Annotated in this window: 5 protein-coding genes; 2 read left to right on the plus strand and 3 right to left on the minus strand. The window is 62.3% G+C overall.

Going from position 1 to position 7,264, the window contains the following annotated elements:
• From SGJ19_21700 to SGJ19_21710, 3 genes are all read right to left on the minus strand, one after another.
• Positions 1 to 984 (minus strand): hypothetical protein (locus SGJ19_21700; protein MDZ4782872.1); only part of this gene is annotated, 984 nt, incomplete at its 3' end.
• Positions 985 to 1,130: 146 nt separating this feature from the next.
• Positions 1,131 to 2,618: a transglutaminase-like domain-containing protein gene (locus SGJ19_21705; GenBank protein MDZ4782873.1), complete on the minus strand. Its 1,488-nt coding sequence runs from the start codon at positions 2,616 to 2,618 to the stop codon at positions 1,131 to 1,133.
• A gap of 52 nt (positions 2,619 to 2,670) precedes the next feature.
• The gene (locus SGJ19_21710) at positions 2,671 to 3,519 is read right to left on the minus strand and encodes an MIP/aquaporin family protein (GenBank protein ID MDZ4782874.1); all 849 of its coding nucleotides are present in this window, start codon (positions 3,517 to 3,519) and stop codon (positions 2,671 to 2,673) included.
• A 431-nt stretch (positions 3,520 to 3,950) separates the two neighbouring features.
• Between SGJ19_21710 and rpiB the strand changes: the two genes are divergently transcribed.
• Positions 3,951 to 4,436, plus strand: coding sequence for a ribose 5-phosphate isomerase B (gene rpiB / locus SGJ19_21715; protein MDZ4782875.1), 486 nt, complete (start codon positions 3,951 to 3,953; stop codon positions 4,434 to 4,436).
• Entirely contained in the window at positions 4,433 to 7,246 is a 2,814-nt protein-coding gene (locus SGJ19_21720) for a 2-oxoglutarate dehydrogenase E1 component (GenBank protein MDZ4782876.1), read from the plus strand. Before rpiB ends, SGJ19_21720 begins: the two co-directional genes overlap by 4 nt.
• Positions 7,247 to 7,264 lie beyond the last annotated feature (18 nt).

The raw sequence follows: 7,264 nt of genomic DNA on the forward strand, positions 1-7,264 counted from the left end.
GGCGGCGCTGAAAGCGGCCATCGCCAAGAAATTGAGCGGGACCAGCAGGCCGCCGATGATGAACAACCCGCGGCTCGTGTTCGGCAGCTTCCAACGTCGCTCCGTGTAGGCGGCCGCGCCGAAGATCGCGGCGTTCACGCCGTTGAAGACGATGAACTTCAACACCGGGCGCTCGGCGATCGCGCTCCAGAAGCTGATCACGAGCGCGATCGAACAACAGACGATCAACAGTCCGCCGATCAATTCGCCCCAGCGAATGTTCCGCTCTTCCATGAACGACAGGAACAATTCGGAGAACGACCGTCGCGGCGGCGCTGGCGGCGCCGGCGCGGCGATCGGTTCCACGCGAACCCGCGCGGCCTGCTTCACCGGCGCAGGCGGCACTGCCGGCGTATAGAAACTGTCTCCGGACTCGACCATCTCGGCGACCACGGCGACTTCCACTTCCGGTTCGCGCCGCCGTTCCTCGATGCGACGCAAACGTTCCTGAATCGTCTCCTCGGGCGCGAGCGGCGACACCACAGGCGCCGGCGCTGGCGTTGGACCGGGCGCAAGCGGGATCGGCGGAAGCTCAGCACGCGCTGCTCGGACAATCGGTTCGAGCACGACCGGCGCCGGCGTGAGCCTCGCTACTTCGACGTTGATGGCGTCGACGAGCTGCCGGTGCGCCTGCGAATCGAGGACACCGACTCGCGACCAATGATTGAGTTTTTCACGGAGCGATCGGAGCGCGCTCAGCGACGCTCGTTGCTGCTCCAACGGCTGCGGCCAGTCGCAGATCAGGCATTGCGCGCGTCCGGGCTCCAGCGGGGACTCGCAGCGCTGGCAGCGCGAGATGGTCGGCGTCGGCAAAGGAACGGGCTTTTCCATTCCTAAGAGCGCGCGCAGGATCGTCCGACCACCGACCCAGATGGCATGGCCGATCGCCGTGAATACAAACAGGCCGACGGCCAGCGCGCATAATACAAACAGTTCTTCCGACATTTCCGTCACCCTCGCCACAATCCGCGCGGGTGCGTCGCCGGGGGACCGTGGGCAGCCCGCCGACACGCTACGCCGCTTGAAGAGCCTACGCCCCGTTAGGCGTAAGCGCGAACGCGAAATAACGCCGGCAGGGCGAACTCGCCGGGTTATTCGGGCAGATGACGAATATTCTGGACCTCGACCTTCAAGGCCCCCAAGACGTTGATCCAGGCGGAATCGGCCTCGCTGTCGATCGAGAACTGGATGTGCGTCGGATCGATTCGCACTTGTTGCCACATGGGGTCGACGGACACCCAACCGTGGCCGTCGTGAATCTCCGCCCAGGCGTGCCAGGCGAAAAGCGGTTTGGGATCGTCGGTGTAAACCACGCCGCCGATCTGCCGCGCGGGAACTCCGGCCGCCCGGGCGAGCGCGGTAAACAGCAACGCGTACTCCGTGCAATCGCCGGCCTTACGTTCCAGGACTGCCGTGGCGGTCGAGGCGTTCGCCGCGTAAGAGGGCCTTAGATTGCCTCCGATCCATTTCACGATCAATTCCGCGCGCCGAATAGGATCGGTTTCGTCGCCCACAATCGTCGCCGCCAATTCGCGAATGCTCGCCGCGTCGGATTGGATGCTCGGCGTGGCGCGAAGATGCGTCTCCTTGTCCGCGGCGGATAGCTCCGCAACAGGAGTTGGTTCCGGTTCGCGCTCGAGCGTGACCTGGGCCGCGCCTTGGCCCAAAGCCTCAACGTGTTGGCGCGCGGACTGCGGCAGTTCGAAATCGTCGAGCGCCGTGATCTTGAGCGTCAATTGTTCGATCGTTTCGCCATCTCCAAGCGGCTGGTCCACCGGGATCGCCGAGGCGGCCAGCATGTCGACAGGTTCGGCATCGAGTTGTTTGGCCGTGGCTTCTTCTTCGGCGCGGATTTCCAGCAGCAAACCCATCTTGCCGCGCAGAATGCGGCCGTCCGAGTCGATCAGTAACTCGCTCTTGCTGCCGTCAAGGACCGTCTGAACGCGATGCGCCGCGACTGGCACGCCACCCCAAACGATTTGCGTAGTCTCCAGGAATTCGGCCGTGGTCTTCCGGTCGATCGTGTCTTCGCCAAGCGTGACTTCGTAAAACGCGTGTTTGTCGCCGGCCTGAGGCGACTGCTTCAGCCACGCTTCCAAATCGCGCGCGACCACCAGCGTGTCGCGCGGGCTGCCGGCTTGCCGTTCGGTCGTCGCGCCGTTCTCCGTCGTGCTGATCTTGAGTCCTTCCGCATTGCGGACAGCTTTCCGCTGAATGCTGGTCTCATCCTCTTTTTCCAGTTCCTCGGCGTAGACGATCTCTCCGTCCCCTTCCAGCGAATAAACAATGAGATTTTGCAATTCCGATTTCGTTTCCGCACCCAAGAGCCGCATCACGAAGGTCCACTCGCTGGTGACTTCCAGCACCTCGTGGCCATCGCGCGTGGCCAACCGCGTCTCCGTCAGCATGTAGCCGGTTTTTTTACCGGCCAGATAAAGCCCGAACGCTTCGCGCCCAACTTGTGAACGGGCGAATTCGGGAAGCGACCATTCCTCGGCATGCACAGACGCTCCGAATGGAGCGGGCAACAGCAGCGCGCAGCACGCCACGATGGCGGCACGAAAGCTCAATGACGACATAACTCTGCCCGTCCGGATGGCGGCGAAAGTTGTAAGACGACGCTCGGCTTTATCATACCTTCGCGGGCGGCAGGTCGTGAGCAATTCGCAGCGTATGCAGTCCGCCGCCGAGGACCGCGCCGGCAATCGGGGCGACGAGATAGACCCACAGGAATTTCATGCCTGCGCCGGTGGGCCAGGCGATTTCGCCCCAGCCGGCCATGCTGGCAAACAGTCGCGGTCCTAGGTCCCGCGCCGGGTTGAAGCACGATTGTGTCAGCGGGGCGATTACCGAAATCAACACCGTGACCGTGAGACCAATAAATACCGGCGCGAGTCGATCCGGGACGACGGTATTGCGCGGGTCGGTGACGCCGAAGACCACGAGTCCCAGCACCGCCGTGCCGAGCAATTCCACGAAAAACGCGCGCCCGAGCGAGTACTTCGACTGCGCTGCCGCGAAGGCGCTCAAATCCAACGGGCCTTTTTCGGCTGCGAATCCGCCGGGATTCGGAAAGTACTCGCCGTAGCACATGGCCGTGACTTCGCTGCCGGGTTCGCCTCGCTGGACCTGCTTCTCCAATTCCTTGGCGGTGAGAAACGGCTCGAAGAACACGAACAACGCCGCAGCCGCGAGATATGCGCCGGCCATCTGGCCGAAGATATAAGGAAGGACGTCGCGGGGAGAAAATCGGCCCCAGGCGGCCAAGGCCACCGTCACCGCGGGGTTCAGATGCGCACCGCTGATGCCGCCGAACAAATAGCAGGCGATCATCACCGCGATGCCCCACACGATGGCCACTTGCCATAGGCCTTGGTGCGCATCGAGCAGCACCGCCGCATGGACGGCGCCGCAACCGAAGAACACCAGGATGAACGTGCCGAAGACCTCGGCCAAGGAGCGGCGAACGATATTGGGCACAGGAATGCGCTCGCGATGGAATGGGGCATTGTGGGGGGTGCGCGATGGCCCGGATTTTAGGAGCTTTCGGCAAACTCCGCAATCAAAGCCCAGTCCGCTGGGCAATCCCACGGTTTGACGCCGCAATGTGCGATTCAGCGCAATACGGGGCCGATTCGATATGAGAGAGTCGCCGCGCGGCCGACTGCGACATAACTTTACAGGTGGCGCTAGACCGGTATTCTGAATCTAACGGTTAGGCGGACGATAGGCCTTTCCATACCAGCCCGTAGCGCCAGCGAGGAAGTGACGGCGCCGTGTACCGCTTGGGTTAAAGCTCTCAGTTGTTTGGTCACGGGGCAGCCGAGAGTTCCATCTCGATTGGTACGACGCGTCAGTTCTCCCTCGCTGGCGCTTCGGGCTAGTGTGGGCGGAAACCTCTACACGAAAATATGATCATCGCCTTAGGTTGCGATCACGCCGGATTCGCGTTGAAGACGACCGTGGGCGAATGGCTCGCGGCGGCCGGGCATGCGCTGGTGGATTGCGGCGCCATGGACGATGCTCCTTCGGACTATCCTGACTTCGCCCGGGCCGTGGGACTCGCGGTTCTGGAAGGTCGCGCGGAACGCGGCGTGTTGATCTGCGGGAGCGGCGTAGGCGCTTCCGTGGCGGCGAATAAGCTGCCAGGGATTCGCGCGGCGCTGTGTCACGATACGTTCAGCGCCCGGCAGGGAGTTGAGGACGACGATTTGAATGTGATTTGCTGTGGATCGCGGGTGATTGGCCCGGCGCTGGCGATGGAAGTCGTGAATGCGTTTCTGGCGGCCCGTTTTTCGGGACTGGAACGGCACGCGCGGCGGCTGGGGAAGATCGCGCAAATCGAGCGCGACGCACGCGACGGGAAGTTTGATACTTTGAGGCGGGAGACGACATGATTCGCGGCGCTAGTCCGGCCATCGAAGAATTGGCCAGCACGTTAAGCATCGAGTTCGTCGAGGGACTCTACGCAGATTATCTGCGCGATCCTCTGGCGGTGTCCGAGGAATGGCGCGGCTATTTCGCCAACTGGATGAACGGCGACGCCCCGCGGCGCAACGGCTTCGGCCCCTCGTTTCGCCCGCCGGGCTTGTTCAGCGCTGGCGCGGCGGCGCGTAAGCCTGCGGCGGCGCCTGACGCGCAGACGATGAACGATATGCAGCACCGGGTCGATCGCCTGGTGCGCGAATACCGTGTGCGCGGCCACGTGATGGCGAAGATCGATCCGCTCGACATTCCGCGTTCGTACCAACCAGAGTTGGAGCCATACTTCCACGACTTCACCGACGAAGACCTCGATCGCACTTTCGTCACCGGCACGATTCACGGCGTCAGCGAACGGACGTTGCGCGAGATTCTGGAACTGCTGCGCAACACGTATTGCCGATCGATCGGCGTGCAGTTCATGCACATCGACGACCTGGCAGTGCGGCACTGGCTGCTGACGCGGATGGAGCATTCGCAGAATCGCATCCAACTCTCCCGCGAACAACAGTTAGCGATCTTGAGTCGCTTGACCGACGCCACGATCTTCGAAGAGTTCGTGCAGAAGAAATACATCGGTGCGAAGAGCTTCTCGCTCGAAGGGGCCGAGAGCTTGATTCCGCTCTTGGATTTGACGATCGAAAAGGCCGGCAGCCAAGGGGTCCGCGAAGTCGTCATGGCGATGGCACATCGCGGGCGGTTGAACGTGCTCGCCAATATCATGGGTAAGCGGCCGCGCGAAATCTTCCGCGAGTTCGAGGATTCAGAGCCGGATTTCCGCAATGGCCGTGGCGATGTCAAATATCACCTGGGCTACAGCTCGCAGTGGCGCTGCGCCAACGGCAAAGAAGTACACTTATCGTTGTGCTTCAACCCGAGCCATCTGGAATTCGTGAATCCTGTGGCGCTGGGGCGCACACGAGCGAAGCAAGATCGCAACGGCGACTACCAACGCAATCAAACGCTAACGCTGTTAATTCACGGCGACGCCGCGTTCGCCGGCGAAGGCGTTTCGCAAGAGACGCTTAACTTGAGCCAACTGCCCGGCTATCGTACCGGCGGCACGCTGCACGTGGTCGTGAACAATCAGATCGGCTTCACCACGTCGCCGCACGAAGGGCGCTCCTGCAGTTACGCCACGGACGTGGCGCGGATGTTGCAGATTCCGATCTTTCACGTGAATGGCGAGGACCCCGAAGCGGTCGCCGCCGTGGTCAACCTGGCGCTCGATTTCCGCGCGGCGTTTCAACGCGACGTGGTGATCGACATGTATTGCTATCGCCGCCGCGGGCACAACGAAGGGGACGAGCCAGCGTTCACTCAGCCAGTGCTGTACGCGACGATCGAAAAGCGCAAGACCGTTCGCGAAGGGTATCTCGATCACTTGCTGGCGCTCGGCGGATTGACGCGCGAAGAAGCAGACCGCCTTGCGACAGGACGTCAGGATCAACTGGAAGATGAATTGCGCATCGCGCGCGGCACGGACTCGCTGACGCGCTTGCTGCCGATGCAGGGAATCTGGAAAAACTATCTCGGCGGACCCGACCGCCTGGCGCCCGAGGTCGAAACCGGTGTAAGTCGCGAGCGCCTGATGACGCTGCTGCAAGCGCAAACGAAGTTGCCGGACGATTTCCATCCGCATCCCAAAGTGCTGCGCATTCTTAAAGGCCGCCAGGCCATGGCGGTCGGCTCGCAGCCGCTGGATTGGTCGACGGCCGAATCGTTGGCCTTCGCCACACTGGCTGTTTCGGGGCATCGCGTTCGATTGAGCGGACAGGACGTCGGGCGCGGCACCTTCAGCCAACGGCATGCGGTGCTGCACGATACGCGCGACGGGCATCGCCACATCCCCTTGCGGCACTTGGAGCCGGGACAGGCGCCGGTCGAAATCGTCAACAGCCCGCTCTCCGAAGTGGCGGTGCTGGGCTTCGACTATGGATACAGCCTCGACTACCCCAGCGGCCTGGTGATGTGGGAAGCGCAATTCGGCGACTTCGTAAATGTCGCGCAGGTGATCATCGATCAATTCCTCACCAGCGCCGAAGACAAATGGCGGAGGCTGAGCGGCTTGGTGTTGCTGTTGCCGCATGGCTTCGAGGGCATGGGACCCGAGCACAGTAGCGCCCGCCTGGAGCGATTCCTGTTGCTCGCCGCGGAAGATAACATCCAGATCGTGAACCTCTCGACGCCGGCGCAGTATTTCCATTGCCTGCGCCGCCAGGTGCTCCGGCGCTGGGCGAAACCGCTGGTGATGATGACGCCAAAAAGTTTGTTGCGGCATCCGAACTGCATCTCCACGCTCGACGAACTGGCGACCGGGCGCTTTCAACGATTCGTGCCGGACGACCGGGCCAATCGACCGAAAGTGCGGCGCGTGTTGATGTGCGCCGGCAAGGTGTACTACGACCTGGCCGCCGAGCGACTGCAATGCGGCCATGAAGACGTGGCCATCGTGCGCCTCGAACAGTTGTATCCGCTCTCCGACGAAACCATGGCCGAGGCCCTTAAGCCTTACGCCGAAGGCACGCCGGTCGTCTGGGTGCAGGAAGAACCGGAAAACATGGGCGCGTGGCGGCACTTGCTCGTCCGCTTCGGCGACATGATCCTCCGCCGCTGGCCGTTGCGCGGCGTCTGCCGCCACACTGCCTCCAGCCCGGCGACAGGTTCCTTCACCCGGCACAAGCTGGAACAAGCAGGTTTGATTGGAGAAGCGTTTGCACCGTGACAATGAAATGATGAATGA

The organism is Planctomycetia bacterium, assembly GCA_034440135.1.
In the GTDB taxonomy this organism is placed as follows: Bacteria; Planctomycetota; Planctomycetia; order Pirellulales; family JALHLM01; genus JALHLM01.